The sequence below is a fragment of the Streptomyces sp. NPDC048295 genome (assembly GCF_040652135.1).
Lineage (GTDB): Bacteria > Actinomycetota > Actinomycetes > Streptomycetales > Streptomycetaceae > Streptomyces.
Window position 1 is genome coordinate 384,058 of the sequence record NZ_JBEZLL010000004.1, and the last position, 18,192, is coordinate 402,249.

Consider the following 18,192-nt stretch of genomic DNA (forward strand, 5'->3'; position numbering starts at 1 on the left):
GGGCAGCCGAGGGCGCGCCGGAATCAGGCGCGGCGACAGATGGCGCTCGCGACACGTCCCAGATCGACGTGCCGGCGCTCCACGAGCGTGACCGAGCGGTCACCGAGAGGCTGCGGCTGCATGGTGCAGGAGCCTGCCAACCGGCCATGCGCCTGTCAACGGCGGTCTCGTACTGCGGACCTCCGCCCCGGCCGACGACGCCGGGCCGAGGGGTCCCGGGGCCGCATCCCCGGCATCGCGGTGTGAGGCTCGCCACGAAACGCGCGTTCGGTCCGACTCCGAGCCGGGCCGCCGACCGCCTCACCGAGCGCCACCGTCCGGCCCGGCGGACCGCTCGGCCCAGATGGCCTGAATCCGACGGTAACCGGGCGCTGATCCGGGCGGCCGCCGCCCTGTGGCTCGATCCGGACTCCGCAGCGACCCGCGGATGATCACTCCTCGTAACCGCCCGGAGTGGTCCCCGAACCGCCCCTGGGAGCGCTTCCCCGGTGGTCCGGGCCGGTATCCCGAATTCGGACCAGTGGTCGATCTCGCCTACACTCGGTGGCGTGCCTCGTGGTGATGGACGACTCAACCACGACCTGCTCCCCGGAGAGAAAGGCCCCCAGGACGCTTGCGGCGTCTTCGGTGTCTGGGCTCCGGGCGAAGAGGTCGCCAAGCTCACCTATTTCGGACTGTATGCCCTGCAGCACCGTGGACAGGAGTCCGCGGGCATCGCAGTGAGCAACGGGTCCCAGATCCTGGTCTTCAAGGACATGGGACTGGTCTCGCAGGTCTTCGACGAAACGTCTCTGGGATCTCTCCAGGGCCATATCGCGGTCGGTCATGCCCGCTACTCCACCACCGGTGCCTCGGTGTGGGAGAACGCGCAGCCGACGTTCCGTGCGACCGCGCACGGCTCGATCGCCCTGGGTCACAACGGCAATCTGGTCAATACGGCCCAGCTCGCCGAGATGGTCGCAGAGCTTCCCCGCAAGGACGGCCGCGCCACCCAGGTCGCCGCGACGAACGACACCGACCTGGTGACCGCGCTGCTCGCCGGCCAGACCGACGACGACGGCAAGCCGCTCACCATCGAGCAGGCCGCCGCGAAGGTGCTCCCCGATGTCAGGGGCGCCTTCTCCCTCGTCTTCATGGACGAGCACACCCTCTACGCGGCCCGTGACCCGCAGGGCATCCGCCCGCTGGTCCTCGGCCGGCTGGAGCGCGGCTGGGTGGTGGCGTCCGAGTCCGCCGCCCTCGACATCTGCGGTGCCAGCTTCGTCCGCGAGATCGAGCCGGGCGAGCTCGTCGCCATCGACGAGAACGGCCTGCGCACCTCGCGGTTCGCGGAAGCGAAGCCCAAGGGCTGTGTCTTCGAGTACGTCTACCTGGCCCGCCCCGACACCGACATCGCCGGGCGCAACGTCTACCTCTCCCGGGTGGAGATGGGCCGGAAGCTGGCCGCCGAGGCCCCGGTCGAGGCCGATCTGGTCATAGCGACCCCGGAGTCCGGCACCCCCGCCGCCATCGGTTACGCGGAGGCCAGCGGCATTCCGTTCGGCGCCGGCCTGGTGAAGAACGCGTACGTCGGCCGGACCTTCATCCAGCCGTCCCAGACCATCCGGCAGCTGGGCATCCGCCTCAAGCTGAACCCGCTCAAGGAAGTCATCAAGGGCAAGCGCCTGGTGGTCGTCGACGACTCGATCGTCCGCGGCAACACCCAGCGCGCACTGGTCAGGATGCTCCGCGAGGCCGGTGCCGCCGAGATCCACATCCGGATCTCGTCCCCGCCTGTGAAGTGGCCCTGCTTCTTCGGCATCGACTTCGCGACCCGCGCCGAGCTGATCGCCAACGGCATGACCGTCGACGAGATCTCCACGTCGATGGGCGCGGACTCACTCGCGTACATCTCGCTCGACGCCATGGTCGAGGCGACGACGATCGCCAAGCCGAACCTCTGCCGCGCCTGTTTCGACGGCGAGTACCCGATGGAGCTCCCGGACCCGGAGCTGCTCGGCAAGCAGCTGCTGGAGACCGAGCTGGCGGCAGGCCCGGCGGCGACCGCCGCGTCCGACGCACTGCGTCGTCCGTGACGGCCCGGCCGCACACCTCTGGCCACCAGCCCCGTATTTCCACACGAAAGATCCCAGGCAATGTCTGAGACAACAGGTGCTTCCTACGCGGCAGCAGGCGTCGACATCGAAGCCGGCGACCGCGCCGTCGAGCTGATGAAGGAGTGGGTGAAGAAGACGCAGCGCCCCGAGGTCGCGGGCCTCGGCGGCCTCGGCGGTTTCGCCGGCCTCTTCGACGCCTCGGCCCTCAAGCGCTACGAGCGTCCGCTGCTCGCCTCCGCCACCGACGGCGTCGGCACGAAGGTCGACCTCGCCCGCAAGATGGGCGTCTACGACACCATCGGCCACGACCTCGTAGGGATGGTCGTCGACGACCTGGTCGTCTGCGGTGCCGAGCCGCTCTTCATGACCGACTACATCTGCGTCGGCAAGGTCCACCCCGAGCGTGTCGCGGCCATCGTGAAGGGCATCGCCGAGGGCTGCGTCCTCGCGGGCTGCTCCCTGGTCGGCGGCGAGACCGCCGAGCACCCCGGCCTCCTCGGCCCGGACGACTTCGATGTCGCCGGCGCCGGTACGGGTGTGGTCGAGGCCGACCGGCTGCTGGGCCCGGACCGTATCCGTAAGGGTGACGTGGTGATCGCCATGGCGTCGTCCGGTCTTCACTCCAACGGGTACTCGCTCGTCCGGCACGTGGTCTTCGACCGGGCCGGCTGGTCGCTGGACCGGCAGATCGAGGAGTTCGGCCGCACGCTCGGCGAGGAACTCCTGGAGCCCACCAGGATCTACTCGCTGGACTGCCTGGCGCTCACCCGCACGACCGAGGTGCACGGCTTCAGCCACATCACCGGCGGCGGCCTGGCCAACAACCTGGCCCGGGTCATCCCGGACGGACTGCACGCCAGGGTCGACCGCTCCACCTGGACGCCCGGCGCGGTCTTCGACCTGGTCGGCCGCACGGGACAGGTCGAGCAGCTGGAGCTGGAGAAGACGCTGAACATGGGCGTCGGCATGATCGCGATCGTCCCGGCCGAGTCCGTGGACGCGGCACTGACGACGCTGGCCGACCGCGGGGTCGAGTCCTGGGTCGCGGGCGAGATCACCGAGCGCGGGGCGCACACCTCGGGCGCGGAGCTCGTCGGCGGGTACGCGCGATAGACACGGGCGGGCACACCGGGCCGAACCCGGTGTCCGCCACCTCCTCGGCCGCCGGGATCACAGCACGTCCGGCGGCCGGGGAAGGCATCGGGGAAACCGGCTCCCGCACAGGCGGCCGGACCGGGCCGGGGCAGCACAGAACCCGGTCCGGGACAGGCCCGGACCGGGTTGATGTGTCAGCGCGAGGTCAAGCGCCGCGGCGCTGTGACGACGGACCGGACTTGTCGTCCTCGTCCTCGTCCTCGTCGTCGTTGTACAGATCCGCGTACTGTGCGTACGGGTCATCTTCCTCGTCGTCGTCCTCGAACGGCTCTGCGTTCGGTGGCTGACTCGAAGGCGATGCGCCCAGCTCATTGGCCAGACGCGACAGGTCAGTCCCGCCGCTGCTGTACTTCAGCTGGCGGGCGACCTTTGTCTGCTTGGCCTTTGCCCGGCCGCGCCCCATGGCTCGACCCCCTCGGTGACGGGGCTCGACGGCCCCAGAGTCTTGACACGCGTTCATGTTTCAGGACGGACTCTCGGCTGAGAGACCGTGCCCGTAGGGCTTTAACGGTACCTGCTTCCGCGGCCATACGGTACGCCGCCCGCATCACGCGCCCCGGAAGGAGACCGGCGAGAAGCCCCGTCCTCGCTGGTCAACTGCGATTTTAACCTCTTCTTGGCATGCGACCCGCCGACCGGCGTGAGTCTTGTCTCGCCGGTCGGCGGGTCGGCTGTCCACGGTGGTGCGGACGCGGGGTGACGCGTCCGCCACCGTCAGCGGCGGCGGGCTTCGGCCATCCGCTGTTCGGCGATCCGGTCGGCCGCGGCGGCCGGCGGAATGCCGTCGTCCTTCGCACGTGCGAATATGGCCAGCGTGGTGTCGAAGATCTTCGACGCCTTGGCCTTGCACCGGTCGAAGTCGAAGCCGTGCAGCTCGTCGGCGACCTGGATGACACCGCCTGCGTTCACCACATAGTCGGGCGCGTACAGGATCGCCCGGTCCGCGAGGTCCTTCTCCACGCCGGGATGCGCGAGCTGGTTGTTGGCCGCACCGCACACCACCTTCGCCGTGAGCACCGCGACGCTCTCGTCGTTCAGCGCGCCGCCGAGCGCGCACGGGGCGTAGATGTCGAGGCCCTCGGTACGGATCAGCGCGTCGGTGTCCGCGGCGACGGCGATCCCGGGGTGCTTCTCGGTGATCCGGCGTACGGACTCCTCCCGCACATCGGTGATCACGACCTCCGCGCCGTCCGAGAGCAGATGCTCGACGAGGTAGTGGCCGACCTTGCCGACTCCGGCGACCCCCACTTTTCGGCCACGTAGCGTCGGGTCGCCCCAGACGTGCTGCGCGGAGGCCCGCATGCCCTGGAAGACACCGAACGCGGTGAGGACCGAGGAGTCGCCGGCGCCGCCGTTCTCGGGGGAGCGGCCGGTGGTCCAGCGGCACTCGCGGGCGACGGTGTCCATGTCGGCGACATAGGTGCCGACGTCGCAGGCGGTCACGTACAGCCCGCCGAGCGAGGCCACGAACCGGCCGTAGGCCAGCAGCAGTTCCTCCGACTTGATCTGCTCGGGGTCGCCGATGATGACGGCCTTGCCGCCGCCATGGTCGAGACCGGCCATGGCGTTCTTGTACGACATGCCGCGCGAGAGGTTCAGCGCGTCCGCGACGGCCTCCTCCTCGGAGGCGTACGGATAGAAGCGGGTGCCGCCCAGGGCCGGGCCCAGGGCGGTGGAGTGGATGGCGATGACGGCCTTGAGTCCGCTGGCACGGTCCTGGCAGAGCACGACTTGCTCGTGGCCCCCCTGCTCCGACCGGAACAGGGTGTGCAGTACATCAACAGGCGCGCCGGTCACATCGGTCACTGTGGTGACTCCCAAGTACGAAGCGGCGAAGACCCTCCTGAAGGTGGGGAGGGCCGCGGACCGGCCGCTACGGCCGGTCCGACTGGGCACGAGGGTAAGTCCTACGCGGCCGTAGATCCGTTTCAGTGCCCAGGATCACCCCCCGGCGGAGTACGGGCGTGACACGATCTGCTGCATGTCGGTGGTGTCTTCGGTGCTCGTCCCTTATGCGTCCTATCTCCGGGTGTACGAGCCGCTGGCCGCCTTCCCGGAGCCCGAACGCGCCCACTGGGCGCGGTACGCCGGGCGTGCCCGGATGCCCACGGCACAGGACGAACTGCGCCGTTCGCTGGCCGACTTGGCGGCCACCCCGCCGGCCGTCGTGCCGGTGCACGAGAGCGCGGACGCGTTCGTCGCCGAGGTCGACGGGGTGGTGTGCGTCTGCCCGTGGCGGACCAGGCTGCGCGGCTGGCTGGCACTGGAGGGGCTGACGGAGATGTTCCCGGCGCCGGTGCTCGACGCGGTGCTGCCGCCGGTGGTGCTCGGGCAGGCGGTGGTGGACCACGAGCGGTGGGCGGAGCGGAATCCGGACGCCCGGCCGTGGATCCGTACCTCGGTGTGGCAGGTGCCGGTGCGGTGGTTCGTGCTCTTCTCCGACGAGGAGCGGGAGTACGTGGCGGCGGGCGAGAACGGTGCGGGGCCCGTGCTGCGGTACCGGACGCCGATGGTCCAGGCCCGCCGCCGGCTGGCCCGGGGACTGAAGACGCTGCGGGAGTCGGTGGACGGGGGCGGGCTGGCCGAGGGGCTGGTGGACGTGGGGCGCTGGCTGGAGGAGTTCCATCCGCGTGCGCTGGTCGAGCTGGACTACGGCGGTCTGGTGCACGCGCTGCCCGCGAAGCAGCTCGCCGGGGACCGGTCGGCCGCCGATGTGGCCGAGGGCATCGCGGCACTCCAGGCGGGCGACACCGAGGGGGCGAGCGAGGCGTACGGGCGGCTGGCGGAGCGCTGGCGTTCCGTAAGGGATCGTCAGTTCGCGAACTGACGGGGCGATATCGGCGTCTGTTCCGTGTGTCCTGTGTGACATGTGGGAACGAAGAGGCGGAAGCGTACTCCTGTGATCTCGGGACCTACGTCCCGAACCGGGCCTTTGCCTCAAGCGTGATGGATAGCACTAACTGGGCCCTTGCGCCCTTCCCCACCCCTCATGCCAAAATAGGACAAGGAGCCCGGGGAGGGTTCTGTCCGTCCAACTAAGGGCGGAATGCTCAGCATTGCACTCTATGGGGGGTCTGATGGCTCCTGATCGCTCTGTGACTGATCGTCACGGCGGGGTGACTGTCCGCTATGGCATGGTCCATCGGCTTCCGTCGCTGATGAACACCTGGGAGGGCAATTCCATCGGTTTGGCCGACGTGGCTGGACGGATGGTGTAGTTGTAGTGCCGAGGACAAGCCGTTCGTCCTATAACCGACTCGGCCCGCGTCCGCCATTTCGGGCAACGCGGGTCAAGGTGCAGAATTTAGAGGAAAGAACCGAGATGGTTCGGTTCTCCCGAGGAGGCCGCTCATGACCGCTCGCACCCCTGATGCCGAGCCGCTGCTGACCCCGGCTGAGGTTGCCACGATGTTCCGCGTGGACCCGAAGACGGTTACCCGCTGGGCCAAGGCAGGCAAGCTCACGTCCATCCGCACGCTCGGTGGACATCGCCGGTACCGCGAGGCAGAGGTCCGCGCACTGCTTGCGGGTATTCCGCAGCAGCGCAGCGAGGCCTGACACACCCCTGTCACGCCGCAACAACCGGGCTTCCGGGTCCCCCAACCCGTACACGCCCACCCATGGCTCCAAATGACGGGCGCCCGCCCCAACGGGCGCCATACCTGTGCAATACGGGTGCGTCATTCGATCGCGCTGGACTCCGCCGGGTCCAGCGCGATCTTTTTTGTGCCCATGTGCCGGTGCCCACGCGACCCCGGGGGCCGGGCTCGGCCGCCGGAGGTGCCGGAAACCGCGCGTCCGGTCGGGTGTGGCCGGGGTGCCGTGCGGGCTTGAGCGGGTCTGTTCGAGAGTGTTCCGGACTGCCCGGGAAGGCCGGACCGGGGTGATCGGAATGGTTCTCGAACGCTCTCGCGGGGGCGGTGCAATTGCACATATTAAATTCGCCAGTTGTAGGAAGGGTGTAAAGTCACCCCTTCGTAAAACTCGTTCAGTGACTCCCGTCACACCGCGCAAGCCCTGTCGGATACGAGCCTGCCACCACCGGGAAGCGGAAAGCCCCGCCATTGGTCACCCTTCCGGGGGACTTTCGTCCTCGGCCTCCAGGAGGCCGTCCTGGCGCCCTGGAAGCAGGGCCGGCGGTTCGGGGGCGGAATCGGTCCGGCAGGCCGCCACGGGCTCCATGGCGAGCCGCAGGAGCAGATGGCAGGTCGGACAGCGGCGGGTGAGATGGCGGCGGCCGGAAGCGGCTGCCAGATGGGCGCGCAGGAGCGCGCGGGTCTCGTGCACGGCGGACGCCGCCATACGCGCCACCTCCCGGTGGACCGCCGCCCCGCAGTGGGAGAACAGGGACGGCCTCTGCTGTCTGACTACTCGTCGGCGGTCACCGGAGTCAAGACGCGCGAAAGCCCGGATCCAGAAGGATCCGGGCTTTCGTTACTGCGGTCCTGACGGGATTTGAACCCGCGGCCTCCACCTTGACAGGGTGGCGAGCACTCCAAACTGCTCCACAGGACCAGGTTTTCGCTGCTTGCCTTGCGGCTGGCTGCGAAACCAGACTGTACAGCAGGTCAGAGGGTCAGGTCGAACTCACCGAAGGTGGCGGCTCCGTCGCGGCCCGTCACGGCCCGACAGGGCATGAACGGACCGTCCGGTCCGGTCCGTACGGTCCGTTTCTCACGGCGCCGCCGCGTCGATCGCCTTCACGATCCGCTTGTCGGAGACCGGGTAGGCCGTCCCCAGCGCATGGGCGAAATAGCTGACCCGGAGCTCCTCGATCATCCAGCGGATGTCCAGCACCTCCTGCGGTACGGGCCTGCCCTGCGGCATCTGTTCGAGCAGCCAGGCGTACTCGTCCTGCATCTCGTGGACCTTCTCCATGCGTGTGGTGTCGCGCTGGACGGCCGTCGGCATCTGCTGGAGCCGGCGGTCCACGGCGACCAGATAGCGCATCAGGTCGGGCAGCCTGCGCAGTCCGGTCCTCGTGACGAAGTCCGGCGGGACGAGGGCCGCGAGCTGGTCCCGGGCGTCGGTGACGTTGTCGACCAGGACCAGGCTGTTGGTGGCCTTCAGGCGCCGCTCGCAGGCCTGCCAGGCGGCCAGCACCTGCTGGACCTGCTTGACCGTGTGCTCGGTCAGGGCGACCAGGTCGGCGCGCACCTTGTCGTACAGCTTCCGGAACGACTCCTCGTCCCAGGCAGGGCCGCCGTGCGCGCCGATCAGCCGGTCGGCGGCCGCCGTCGCGCAGTCCTCGAACAGCGCCTGGATGGAGCCGTGCGGATTGCGGGACAGGGCCAGCTTCTGCTGGTTCGTCAGCTTGTCGGAGGCGAATTTCGCCGGGTTCACCGGAACGTTCAGCATGATCAGCTTCCGGGTGCCCAGCCACATCGCCTGCTGCTGCTCGGCCTCGGTGTCGAAGAGCCGTACGGCGACGGTCCCGCCCTGGTCCACCAGCGCCGGGTACGCCTTGACCGGCTGACCGGCCCGGCGGGTCTCGAAGACGCGGTTCAGCGTGCCGATCGTCCAGTCCGTGAGCCCCGAACGCTCGATGGACTCGCCCGAGGGCCCGGCGGTGGCCGCGGCGGCCTTGGAGAGCGCCTGACGGGCCTTCGGGCGCAGCTGGAGCTTCAGCGCCTCCAGGTCCTTGTCCTCGGCCACCTTGCGGCGCCGCTCGTCGACGATCCGGAACGTGATCTTCAGATGGTCCGGGACGCGGCCCAGGTCGAAGTCGTCGGCCGAGACCGGGACGCCGACCATTCGCTGGAGCTCCCGGGCCAGCGTGACCGGCAGCGGCTCCTGCAGCGGAACGGCCCGGTCCAGGAACTTGTCCGCGTAGTTCGGCGCGGGGACGTAGTGCCGGCGGATCGGCTTGGGCAGCGAGCGGATCAGCTCGGTGACCACTTCCTCCCGCAGACCGGGGATCTGCCAGTCGAAGCCCTCGGGGGTGACCTGGTTGAGCACCTGGAGCGGGACGTGGACGGTCACACCGTCGGCGTCCGCACCCGGCTCGAACTGGTAGGTGACCTTGAACTTCAGCTTCCCCTGGCGCCAGGAGTCCGGATAGTCGTCCTTGGTGACGGCCCCGGCCTTCTCGTTGATGAGCATCGAGCGCTCGAAGTCCAGCGCGTCCGGCTCGTCCCGGCGCTTGTGCTTCCACCAGGAGTCGAAGTGCGCCCCGGAGACCACGTGCTCGGGGATGCGCCGGTCGTAGAAGTCGAAGAGCGTCTCGTCGTCCACGAGGATGTCGCGGCGCCGGGCGCGGTGCTCCAGCTCCTCGACCTCGCCGAGCAGTTTGCGGTTGTCGTGGAAGAACTGGTGGTGGGTCCGCCAGTCACCCTCGACCAGGGCATTGCGGATGAACAGGTCGCGGGAGGCCTCGGCGTCGATCCGGCCGAAATTGATCTTGCGCTGGGCGACGATCGGCACCCCGTAGAGCGTGACCCGTTCGTACGCCATCACCGCCGCCTGGTCCTTCTCCCAGTGCGGCTCGCTGTAGGTGCGCTTCAGCAGATGCTGGGCCAGCGGCTCGATCCACTCCGGCTCGACCTTGGCGTTGACCCGCGCCCACAGCCGGGACGTCTCGACCAGTTCGGCCGACATCACGAACCGCGGCTGCTTCTTGAAGAGCGCCGATCCGGGGAAGATCGCGAACTTGGCGCTGCGGGCGCCCAGGTACTCGTTCTTCTCGGTGTCCTTCAGACCGATGTGCGAGAGCAGCCCGGCCAGCAGCGAGGTGTGCACCGACTGCTCCGGCGCGTCCTCCTCATTGAGCTGGATGCCCATCTGCTTGGCGACCGTGCGCAGCTGCGCGTAGATGTCCTGCCATTCGCGGATGCGCAGGAAGTTCAGATACTCCTGCTTGCACATCCGGCGGAAGCTGGACGAGCCGCGCTCCTTCTGCTGCTCGCGGATGTACCGCCACAGGTTCAGGAACGCCAGGAAGTCGGACGTCTCGTCCTTGAAGCGGGCGTGCTGCTGGTCGGCCTGCGTCTGCTTCTCCGCGGGCCGCTCGCGCGGGTCCTGGATGGAGAGCGCCGCCGCGATGACCATGACCTCGCGGACACAGCCGTTGCGGTCGGCCTCGATGACCATGCGGGCCAGGCGCGGGTCCACCGGCAGCTGCGAGAGCTTGCGGCCGAGCTGGGTGAGCCGCTTCCCCTTCTTCCCCTCCTGGGGGGACTTCTCCTCCAGGTCCAGCGCACCGAGCTCCTGGAGGAGCTGGATGCCGTCACGGATGTTGCGGTGGTCCGGCGGGTCGATGAAGGGGAACTTCTCGATGTCGCCGAGGCCGGCCGCGGTCATCTGGAGGATGACGGAGGCGAGGTTGGTACGGAGGATCTCCGGGTCGGTGAACTCCGGACGGGTCAGGAAGTCGTCCTCGGAGTACAGCCGGATGCAGATGCCGTCCGACGTACGGCCGCAGCGGCCCTTGCGCTGGTTGGCGCTGGCCTGCGAGATCCGCTCGATCGGCAGCCGCTGGACCTTGGTGCGGTGGCTGTAGCGGGAGATCCGGGCGTTGCCCGGGTCGATCACGTACTTGATGCCGGGGACGGTCAGCGAGGTCTCGGCGACATTGGTCGCCAGGACGATCCGGCGGCCGGTGTGGCGCTGGAAGACCCGGTGCTGCTCGGCGTGCGAGAGCCGGGCGTAGAGCGGGAGCACCTCGGTGTGGCGGAGATTGCGCTTGTTCAGCGCGTCCGCGGTGTCACGGATCTCCCGCTCGCCGGAGAGGAAGACCAGGACGTCGCCCGGACCCTCGGTCTGGAGCTCGTCGACGGCATCGCAGATCGCGGTGATCTGGTCGCGGTCGGAGTCGTCGCCCTCCTCCTCCAGAAGCGGCCGGTACCGCACCTCGACCGGGTACGTACGCCCGCTGACCTCGACGATCGGCGCCTCGCCGAAATGGCGGGCGAACCGCTCGGGGTCGATCGTCGCCGAGGTGATGACGACCTTCAGGTCCGGGCGCTCGGGCAGCAGCCTGGCCAGATAGCCGAGCAGGAAGTCGATGTTCAGCGACCGCTCGTGGGCCTCGTCGATGATGATCGTGTCGTACGCGCGCAGCTCGCGGTCCGTCTGGATCTCGGCGAGCAGGATGCCGTCCGTCATCAGCTTGACGAACGTCGCTTCGGGGTTCACCTGGTCGGTGAAACGGACCTTCCAGCCGACCGCCTCGCCCAGCGGCGTCTTCAGCTCGTCCGCGACACGCTCGGCGACCGTACGGGCCGCGATCCGGCGCGGCTGGGTGTGCCCGATCATGCCCCGGACGCCGCGCCCCAGCTCCATGCAGATCTTCGGGATCTGCGTGGTCTTGCCGGAGCCGGTCTCCCCGGCGACGATCACGACCTGGTGGTCGCGTATCGCCTCAAGGATCTCGTCCTTCTTCTGACTGACCGGGAGCTGTTCCGGGTACGACACGGCGGGCATCCGCGCGGCACGCAGCGAAAGCCGCTCGGCCGCCTTTCCGGCCTCGGCGGCGATCTCGTCCAGCACGGACTGCCGGGCCTCGGGCTTACGGATGCGGCGCGCCCCTTCGAGACGGCGGCCGAGCCGGTGCGCGTCGCGGAGCGAGATCTGTCCGAGCCGGTTCTGGAGATCAGCGAAGGAAGTAGACATACGGAGCCCAGGATCTCACCCGGGCCCGAGGAAGGGCGAACACATTTCGTGCGGTCCGGATCACCCCCTGGGCACCGCGCGGAGGCGCGGGATCACAGCACGTACCATTTCGGGCAGCTGACCACCCGTTGCCCCTGTCCGGAAAGGCCGGTCGCCGTGTCCCGTACGCAGTGGTGCTGCCTGATGGCGGTGCTCGCGGTCGTACTGGGGCTGTTCTGCGGGCCGGGGAGGACCGTCCCCGCCGAGAGCGCGACCGCGACCGCGTCCGCGACGGCCGTCGCGGCCCCCGCGGCGGACCCGGACACCCCGGTGGTGGCGACGGACTCCGACCGGCCCCCGACGCCGGGCTGCGGCAGGACCAGGAAGCACGACGGCGCACCCGCGCTCCCGGGCCGGGCCCGTGCCGCGTACGACCAGGCCCCCGGCCTCGCCGGGTGGGGCCTGCCCGCCGCAACCGGACAGGGCCCGGTCCACCCACCCGTGCGGCTGAAACTGCGCGCCCCCGCGCCTGCCGCTCCCACTCCCGTCGAGCTCTCCGTGCTGAGGGTGTAGCCGGCCGTCCCCACCCGGCCGCTCCCTATTCCTTCCGCCTCACCAGCACGGAGTCCCGCATGCCCGAGTCCATGTCCACGTCCGCACGCAAGCCCTCGCCCAGGAACCGGAAGCCCCTGGTCTACGGCGCCGGAGTCGTCCTCGCCGCCGCGCTCCTCGGCTTCGTCTCCTACCGGGCCACCGCCCCCGACCACTCCGGCTCCGGCTCCTCCTCGGTCGCCGACGTCACCGCCGACCCGGACGCCGGCGTCTATCCGGAGCTGGCGAAGCTCGCCCGCCGCGACGCCGGCGACAAGCTCGCGCAGGGCCGCGCCGACGCGCCCGTCGTCCTGATCGAGTACGCCGACTTCAAGTGCGGCTACTGCGGGAAGTTCGCCCGCGACACCGAACCCGCCCTGGTCAAGAAGTACGTCGACAACGGCACCCTGCGCATCGAGTGGCGCAACTTCCCGATCTTCGGCGCCGAGTCCGAGGCCGCCGCCCGCGCCGCGTGGGCCGCCGGGCAGCAGGACCGCTTCTGGCAGTTCCACGCCGCCGCGTACGCCGAGGGGGTCAAGGAGAAGGGGTTCGGCAAGGACCGGCTGAAGGCGCTCGCCCAGCAGGCCGGGGTCGCCGACCTCGACCGGTTCGCCCGCGACGCGGACAGCGCCGCCGCCTCCGCCGCCGTGGGCAAGGACCAGGAACAGGGGTACGGAATCGGCGCGACCTCCACCCCGTCGTTCCTGATCAACGGCCGCCCGATCGCCGGCGCCCAGCCGATGGAGACCTTCACCGCGGCCGTCGAGGCGGCGGCCGAGAAGGCCCGCAACACCGAGGACGCCAAGAGCGGCAAGGGCTCCCAGGGCTCGGGGGACGACGCGAAATGACCGCTGACATCGGCTACTTCGCGGCCTTCCTCGGCGGGCTGCTCGCCCTGGTCAGCCCGTGCAGCGCGCTGCTGCTGCCCGCCTTCTTCGCCTACTCCATCGACTCCGCCTCACGCCTTCTGGCCCGTACCGGCATCTTCTACGCCGGACTGGCCACCACCCTGGTCCCGCTCGGCGCCGCGGGCTCGTACGCCGGGCGGCTCTTCTACCGCCACCGCGACGCGCTCGTCCTCGGCGCGGGCTGGCTGATCATCGCGCTCGGCATCGCCCAGATCGTCGGTCTGGGCTTCGCCTCACGCCGGATCGCCGCCCTCAGCGGCCGGATCCGACCGACCACCGCCGTATCGGTCTACGCGCTGGGCGCCGTCTACGGGCTGGCCGGCTTCTGCGCGGGCCCGATCCTCGGCAGCGTTCTCACGGTGGCGGCGGTCAGCGGCAGCCCGGTCTACGGCGGGCTGCTGCTCGCCGTCTACGCCCTGGGCATGGCGGTCCCGCTCTTCCTGCTCGCGCTGCTCTGGGAACGCTTCGACCTGGGCCGCCGGGCCTGGCTGCGCGGTCGCACCTTCCGGCTCGGCCGCTTCGAGCTGCACACCACGACCCTGCTGTCCGGGCTCTTCTTCATCGGTCTCGGCGCGCTGTTCCTCGCGTACGACGGGACGACGGCGCTGCCCGGACTGCTGGACGTGGACGATTCGTTCGCCGTGGAGCAGTGGGCCCAGCGCATCGGTGAGCATGTACCGGACGCCATGGCGCTGGTGGCCGTGGTCGCGGTGGTGCTGCTGGTCCTGGCGGTACGGGCGTGGCGCGGCCGGGACGGTGTGAACTCGGCGGACCGGGAAGAGGCCTGACACGACGAAGGCCCCGTCCACCGGACGGGGCCTTCGGGTGGTGGCTGGGGCCGGGATCGAACCGGCGACCTATCGCTTTTCAGGCGATCGCTCGTACCAACTGAGCTACCCAGCCACGCAGCTCGTGAAAGCTGCAGCGGTCCTGACGGGATTTGAACCCGCGGCCTCCACCTTGACAGGGTGGCGAGCACTCCAAACTGCTCCACAGGACCAAGCTAGTGTGCGAGACGAGTCTCGCACACGGTAAAGCGTGCCCCCAACGGGATTCGAACCCGTGCTACCGCCTTGAAAGGGCGGCGTCCTGGGCCACTAGACGATGAGGGCTAAGGGCCCACCTGCGCGCTTTCCAGCGCGTCGGGGACGTGAGAAGCATATGGGATGCCGACGGCTATCGCCAAAACGGTTTACGGCGGGGGCGGGGCGAGGGTGCGCGCACCCTCGCGGAGGCGGTCGGACGGGCGGTCCGGGCCGGGGCGCCGCGAGCGGTAGTACGGGACAATGGCGGGGTGCTGGAGATGACGCGCGAAGAGTTCGAAGAACTGGTCGCCGAGGCGCTGGACCGGATCCCGCCGGAGCTGACGCGGCTGATGGACAACGTCGCGGTGTTCGTCGAGGACGAGCCCGACCCGGGCGATCCGGAGCTGCTCGGGCTGTACGAGGGCACGCCGCTGACCGATCGCGGCGAGTGGTACGCGGGGGTGCTGCCGGACCGGATCACCATCTACCGCGGGCCGACGCTGCGGATGTGCGAGTCCCGCGAGGACGTCGTGGCGGAGACCGAGATCACGGTCGTCCACGAGATCGCCCACCACTTCGGTATCGACGACGCGAGGCTGCACGCGCTCGGCTACGGGTGAGCGTGCCCGCGGGCACGCCCCGGGGCCGCCCGGCGGCGTGCGGACGGGGCGTGCAGGGGGTGCGGGTGGTGTGCGGGCCGGAGACCGGGGCGTGTCCCCGGCGGGGCAACGGGAGTTGGGCACGGTGCCCCCACTTCTTCCGTACCGCTCCGCTCCTTCCCCGTACCCCGGAGGTGCCTCTCGTGCGCCAGCTGTCCGTCCCTGTCCGATGGGCGGCCGTCGTCGCCGCGACGGTCGCCGCGTCCACCGGCTGCATGAGCGTCGGCGACGGCGAAGGGAAACCGGAGCCGTCGTCGTCGCCCGAGCACGGGGGGAGCGCCGCCCGGCCGGACGGCGGCACCGTGGCGGGCACCGGCCGGGTCCGCACCGGTGGCGGCCGGGCCGAGGCGCACTCCGAGCGGGAGGCCGTCGAATCGCCGGAGCCGGGCGACTCCGCCGGGCCGTCGGCCGCCCCCGGTGGCGTGCGCCCGGGTGCGGAGCCGGGCGGGACGGAGCCGCCCCGGGGCACCGCGCCGCCGGCGCCCTCGGCCTCGCACCCCGGGCCCGGGGTGCCTCAGCAGCCCGAGTCCCCGGCGCCTTCCACGCCGCCGCCCTCCGGACCGCCGAGCTCTCCCGAGCCCGAGCCGGAGCCGTCCGGACCCCCGGCGCCGCAGCCGTCCGCCTCGCCCGCTCCGCAGCTGCGGAGCGAGGTGGCGGGGGCGTCGGCCCGGTCGGTTCCGCTGCGGACGCCCGAGGTGTCGCCGCAGGTGGGGCCGGTGTAGCGAGGGGCCGGGGAGGGGCCGGTTTGCGCGATGTGGGGAGGAGTGCGTATGGTAGTAGATCGTTTGATCCCATTGCCCGGCGCCGAAACAGAAGCGCGCCGTGTGGCGCGTACTCTCCCTTGCCGTGGCTGGACCGCATTGAGGCGGTCGAAATTGCGAATCACGGAGTTACGGGCGCGTGCCGAGACTCCGGAAGGTTTCGCATTTCGCATGTCAATTTCCAGTTCTGACCACACCGTCATGCCCGAGAGCATCGAGAACGACGAGATCGTCGAGGCCGCGGAGGCCGTCGTCGCCGAGTCCGCCGACTCCGTCGAGGCCGACGCCCCCCTGGCCGAGCAGACCGACTCCGACTCCGCGGATGCGGACGCGGACGCCGAGCCGACCATCACCTTCGCCGACCTGGGCCTGCCCGAGGGCATCGTCCGCAAGCTCGCGCAGAACGGTGTGACGGCGCCCTTCCCGATCCAGGCCGCGACCATCCCGGACGCCCTGGCCGGCAAGGACATCCTGGGCCGCGGCCGTACCGGCTCCGGCAAGACCCTCTCCTTCGGTCTGCCGACCCTGGCCACGCTGGCCGGCGGTCACACCGAGAAGAAGAAGCCCCGCGCGGTCATCCTCACCCCGACCCGTGAGCTCGCGATGCAGGTCGCGGACGCGCTCCAGCCGTACGGCGACGTGCTCGGCCTGAAGATGAAGGTCGTCTGCGGCGGTACGTCGATGGGCAACCAGATCTACGCGCTGGAGCGCGGTGTCGACATCCTCGTCGCCACCCCGGGCCGGCTGCGCGACATCATCAACCGGGGCGCCTGCTCCCTGGAGAACGTCCAGGTCGCCGTTCTCGACGAGGCCGACCAGATGTCCGACCTGGGCTTCCTGCCCGAGGTCACCGAGCTGCTCGACCAGGTTCCGGTCGGCGGTCAGCGCATGCTCTTCTCCGCCACGATGGAGAACGAGATCGGCACGCTGGTCAAGCGCTACCTGGACAACCCGGTCAGCCACGAGGTCGACAGCGCCCAGGGCAACGTCACGACCATGACGCACCACGTCCTCGTCGTGAAGCCGAAGGACAAGGCGCCGGTCACCTCCGCCATCGCCGCCCGCAAGGGCCGCACCATCATCTTCGTCCGCACCCAGCTGGGCGCCGACCGCATCGCCGAGCAGCTCGTCGAGGCGGGCGTCAAGGCGGACGCGTTGCACGGCGGCATGACCCAGGGTGCCCGTACCCGGGTGCTCGCCGACTTCAAGGACGGTTACGTCAACGCGCTCGTCGCGACCGACGTCGCCGCCCGCGGTATCCACGTCGACGGCATCGACCTGGTGCTGAACGTGGACCCGGCCGGTGACCACAAGGACTACCTGCACCGCTCGGGCCGTACCGCCCGCGCCGGCAAGTCCGGTGTCGTCGTCTCGCTGGCGCTGCCGCACCAGCGCCGTCAGATCTTCCGGCTGATGGAGGACGCGGGCGTCGACGCCTCGCGTCACATCGTCGGCGGCGCTGGCGCGTTCGACCCGGAGGTCGCCGAGATCACCGGTGCCCGTTCGCTGACCGAGGTCCAGGCCGACTCCGCGAACAACGCCGCCAAGCAGGCCGAGCGCGAGGTCGCCGATCTGACCAAGCAGCTGGAGCGTGTCCAGCGCCGCGCCGGTGAGCTGCGCGAGGAGGCCGACCGCCTCGTCGCCCGTGCCGCGCGCGAGCGGGGCGACGACCCCGAGGCCGCGGTGGCCGAGGTCGCCGCCGAGGCGGAGGCCGCGATCGAGGCCGCCGTCTCCGTGCCGGAGCAGCCCGCCGCCCGTGACGACCGTCGCGACGACCGGGGCAACTTCGACCGCCGGGACAGCCGTGGCGGCGACCGCGGTGGCTACCGCTCCAACGACCGTCGTGACGACCGCGGTGGCGACCGCGGTGGTTTCCAGCGTCGTGACGACCGCCCGTCCTTCAGCCGCGACCGCCGTGACGACCGTCCGTCGTTCAACCGCGACCGTCGTGACGACCGCGGTGGCGACCGTGGCGGTTTCCAGCGTCGTGACGACCGTCCGTCCGGTGGCTTCCGCCGTGACAACGACCGTCCGTCGTTCAACCGGGACCGTCGTGACGACCGTCCGTCGGGCGGCTTCCGCTCCAACGACCGTCGTGACGACCGTGGTGGCCGCTCCTTCGACCGCCGTGACAACGACCGTCCGTCGTTCAACCGCGACCGTCGTGACGACCGTCCGTCGGGCGGCTTCCGCTCCGGCGGCAGCGACCGTCCGTTCAACCGCGACCGTCGTGACGACCGTCCCTCCGGCGGCTTCCGCTCCGGTGGCGGCGACCGTCCGACCGGCCGCCGCGACGACCACCGGGGCTCCGGAACCAGCACCGGTTCCTTCGGCCGCCGCGACGACAAGCCGCGCTGGAAGCGCAACGGCTGAACGCGGTGAGGACCTGCTGAAGGTCCGCTGAAAGG

The 18,192-nt window shown here is 70.2% G+C and carries 15 protein-coding genes and 4 tRNA genes; 10 read left to right on the forward strand and 9 right to left on the reverse strand.

The genetic code is table 11. From position 1 onward, the window contains the following. Nucleotides 1-23 precede the first annotated feature (23 nt). Nucleotides 24-122: a putative leader peptide gene (locus AB0D53_RS08345; protein WP_362441875.1), complete on the reverse strand. Its 99-nt coding sequence runs from the start codon at nucleotides 120-122 to the stop codon at nucleotides 24-26. Between the two features lie 426 nt (nucleotides 123-548). Between AB0D53_RS08345 and purF the strand changes: the two genes are divergently transcribed. Both purF and purM read left to right on the forward strand, forming a co-directional pair. Further along, on the forward strand, nucleotides 549-2,075 hold the full coding sequence (gene purF, locus AB0D53_RS08350) for an amidophosphoribosyltransferase (protein ID WP_362441879.1): 1,527 nt from the start codon (nucleotides 549-551) through the stop codon (nucleotides 2,073-2,075). A 60-nt stretch (nucleotides 2,076-2,135) separates the two neighbouring features. Then, the gene (gene purM / locus AB0D53_RS08355; protein WP_362441882.1) at nucleotides 2,136-3,209 is read left to right on the forward strand and encodes a phosphoribosylformylglycinamidine cyclo-ligase; all 1,074 of its coding nucleotides are present in this window, start codon (nucleotides 2,136-2,138) and stop codon (nucleotides 3,207-3,209) included. A gap of 187 nt (nucleotides 3,210-3,396) precedes the next feature. On the opposite strand, the gene AB0D53_RS08360 is transcribed toward purM, so the two are convergent. Continuing rightward, nucleotides 3,397-3,654, reverse strand: a complete 258-nt coding sequence (locus tag AB0D53_RS08360) for a DUF3073 domain-containing protein (protein ID WP_072488579.1) — start codon at nucleotides 3,652-3,654, stop codon at nucleotides 3,397-3,399. A gap of 311 nt (nucleotides 3,655-3,965) precedes the next feature. Next, entirely contained in the window at nucleotides 3,966-5,057 is a 1,092-nt protein-coding gene (locus AB0D53_RS08365) for a Glu/Leu/Phe/Val dehydrogenase dimerization domain-containing protein (protein WP_362441884.1), read from the reverse strand. Between the two features lie 175 nt (nucleotides 5,058-5,232). Here AB0D53_RS08365 and AB0D53_RS08370 point away from each other — a divergent pair, with 175 nt between their 5' ends. Beyond that, the gene (locus tag AB0D53_RS08370) at nucleotides 5,233-6,078 is read left to right on the forward strand and encodes a hypothetical protein (RefSeq protein ID WP_362441887.1); all 846 of its coding nucleotides are present in this window, start codon (nucleotides 5,233-5,235) and stop codon (nucleotides 6,076-6,078) included. 524 nt (nucleotides 6,079-6,602) lie between these two features. Then, nucleotides 6,603-6,809, forward strand: coding sequence for a developmental transcriptional regulator BldC (bldC, locus tag AB0D53_RS08375; RefSeq protein WP_003949541.1), 207 nt, complete (start codon nucleotides 6,603-6,605; stop codon nucleotides 6,807-6,809). A 510-nt stretch (nucleotides 6,810-7,319) separates the two neighbouring features. On the opposite strand, the gene AB0D53_RS08380 is transcribed toward bldC, so the two are convergent. From AB0D53_RS08380 to hrpA, 3 genes are all read right to left on the reverse strand, one after another. After that, the gene (locus tag AB0D53_RS08380; RefSeq protein ID WP_362441890.1) at nucleotides 7,320-7,553 is read right to left on the reverse strand and encodes a DUF6274 family protein; all 234 of its coding nucleotides are present in this window, start codon (nucleotides 7,551-7,553) and stop codon (nucleotides 7,320-7,322) included. A 138-nt stretch (nucleotides 7,554-7,691) separates the two neighbouring features. Beyond that, nucleotides 7,692-7,766 (reverse strand) — tRNA-Asp (locus tag AB0D53_RS08385). 159 nt (nucleotides 7,767-7,925) lie between these two features. Beyond that, nucleotides 7,926-11,861, reverse strand: coding sequence for an ATP-dependent RNA helicase HrpA (gene hrpA, locus AB0D53_RS08390; protein WP_362441893.1), 3,936 nt, complete (start codon nucleotides 11,859-11,861; stop codon nucleotides 7,926-7,928). Between the two features lie 156 nt (nucleotides 11,862-12,017). On the opposite strand from hrpA, the gene AB0D53_RS08395 reads away from it, so the two are divergent. The 3 genes from AB0D53_RS08395 (at nucleotide 12,018) to AB0D53_RS08405 (ending at nucleotide 14,127) form a co-directional block, all read left to right on the forward strand. Beyond that, entirely contained in the window at nucleotides 12,018-12,413 is a 396-nt protein-coding gene (locus AB0D53_RS08395; RefSeq protein ID WP_362441896.1) for a hypothetical protein, read from the forward strand. A gap of 71 nt (nucleotides 12,414-12,484) precedes the next feature. Next, nucleotides 12,485-13,279: a DsbA family protein gene (locus tag AB0D53_RS08400; RefSeq protein WP_362442028.1), complete on the forward strand. Its 795-nt coding sequence runs from the start codon at nucleotides 12,485-12,487 to the stop codon at nucleotides 13,277-13,279. Beyond that, on the forward strand, nucleotides 13,276-14,127 hold the full coding sequence (locus AB0D53_RS08405; RefSeq protein WP_362441899.1) for a cytochrome c biogenesis CcdA family protein: 852 nt from the start codon (nucleotides 13,276-13,278) through the stop codon (nucleotides 14,125-14,127). Before AB0D53_RS08400 ends, AB0D53_RS08405 begins: the two co-directional genes overlap by 4 nt. Nucleotides 14,128-14,165: 38 nt before the next feature. Here the strand turns inward: AB0D53_RS08405 and AB0D53_RS08410 are convergent. The 3 genes from AB0D53_RS08410 to AB0D53_RS08420 form a co-directional block, all read right to left on the reverse strand. After that, nucleotides 14,166-14,242: transfer RNA gene (locus AB0D53_RS08410), tRNA-Phe, on the reverse strand. A 22-nt stretch (nucleotides 14,243-14,264) separates the two neighbouring features. Continuing rightward, nucleotides 14,265-14,339, reverse strand: a tRNA-Asp gene (locus AB0D53_RS08415). Nucleotides 14,340-14,378: 39 nt separating this feature from the next. After that, nucleotides 14,379-14,451 (reverse strand) — tRNA-Glu (locus AB0D53_RS08420). Between the two features lie 182 nt (nucleotides 14,452-14,633). On the opposite strand from AB0D53_RS08420, the gene AB0D53_RS08425 reads away from it, so the two are divergent. The 3 genes from AB0D53_RS08425 to AB0D53_RS08435 all read left to right on the forward strand — a co-directional run bounded on the left by AB0D53_RS08425 (nucleotide 14,634) and on the right by AB0D53_RS08435 (nucleotide 18,157). Next, complete coding sequence (locus AB0D53_RS08425; protein ID WP_206433537.1) at nucleotides 14,634-14,984, forward strand: metallopeptidase family protein; 351 nt, start codon at nucleotides 14,634-14,636, stop codon at nucleotides 14,982-14,984. 182 nt (nucleotides 14,985-15,166) lie between these two features. Next, nucleotides 15,167-15,745, forward strand: a complete 579-nt coding sequence (locus tag AB0D53_RS08430) for a hypothetical protein (protein WP_362441902.1) — start codon at nucleotides 15,167-15,169, stop codon at nucleotides 15,743-15,745. Nucleotides 15,746-15,985: 240 nt separating this feature from the next. Beyond that, entirely contained in the window at nucleotides 15,986-18,157 is a 2,172-nt protein-coding gene (locus AB0D53_RS08435) for a DEAD/DEAH box helicase (protein WP_362441905.1), read from the forward strand. Nucleotides 18,158-18,192: the final 35 nt, after the last annotated feature.